Below are 938 nucleotides of genomic sequence, written 5' to 3' on the forward strand. Positions count from 1 at the left end.
TACGAAGCTGAATTATGTGATCATCGATCCGGCCTCCACAAGCCCGGATACCACCTCGCCGGTAGTAGCCGTGAGGCTGACAGGGAATCTGCAGTCCGCAGGTGTATACCGTAATCAAGTAAGCCTATCACTGGAAGGCTCAGACAGCGGAGGGTCAGGTTTGGCGCTGCTGGAATACAGTATCAACAATGGTGTGTTTACTCCCTATACATCTCCTGTGTTGATCAATACCCCTGGTGCTTATAGTGTGCAGGCCAGAGCAACGGATGGCAGTAATAATCAGACGCTAAGCAGTGTAACTAGCTTTAGTGTGATAGCTGCCGGATTGAACAATACCCATATGGTAGTAGAAAACCTGGACAAGTTCCCGGCAAATGATCACCTGGTGTTCTCCAAGATACAGATCCCCTGGCGCCGCACAGGAACACCTTATAACCAAAATCATGACAGTGTAATGGTTAAAGTCACTAATAAAGGCACAGCTGCCCTGGTAATTAACTCCATGAACTTCACGAATTCGGGCAGGTGGAAACTGGTTGCCATTGGAAAAAAAGCGTTCGATGCGGCCACAATGCTTCCTTTAACTATTAACCCGAATAAATCCGATACATTGACTATTCAATTCGTGGCTATGGATGAGGCTACCGTGCCCAAAGTACTGCATGACACCTTGTATCTTACTTCCAATGATGATAAGTTTCCGACAAGGAAGATCATGCTGCACGGTATGTTCCAATACCAAGGGGAAGGAAGCCATGAACCAAATGCTAGTGAAATAATTGATGCTTTTGGATTTAAATCTAACCCTGGGTTTGGTGATCGGGATGGTACAAACCTAGGTTCCAGCAAGATGCCTGGCACAAATGATGAGGTTATCTCTTCCTTCTTTGTGAAAGCGGATGCGGGCAAACCGGTATCGGTGATTCAGATGGCCGCCT

At 46.9% G+C, this 938-nt stretch carries 1 protein-coding gene; it reads left to right on the forward strand.

Annotated elements, in window-relative coordinates; genetic code table 11:
• Positions 1-938, forward strand: a 938-nt coding sequence (locus tag Q0590_RS37395) for an OmpL47-type beta-barrel domain-containing protein (RefSeq protein WP_302042796.1), incomplete at both ends; no start/stop codon positions are given.

This window comes from Rhodocytophaga aerolata (assembly GCF_030503435.1).
Taxonomy (GTDB): domain Bacteria; phylum Bacteroidota; class Bacteroidia; order Cytophagales; family 172606-1; genus Rhodocytophaga; species Rhodocytophaga aerolata.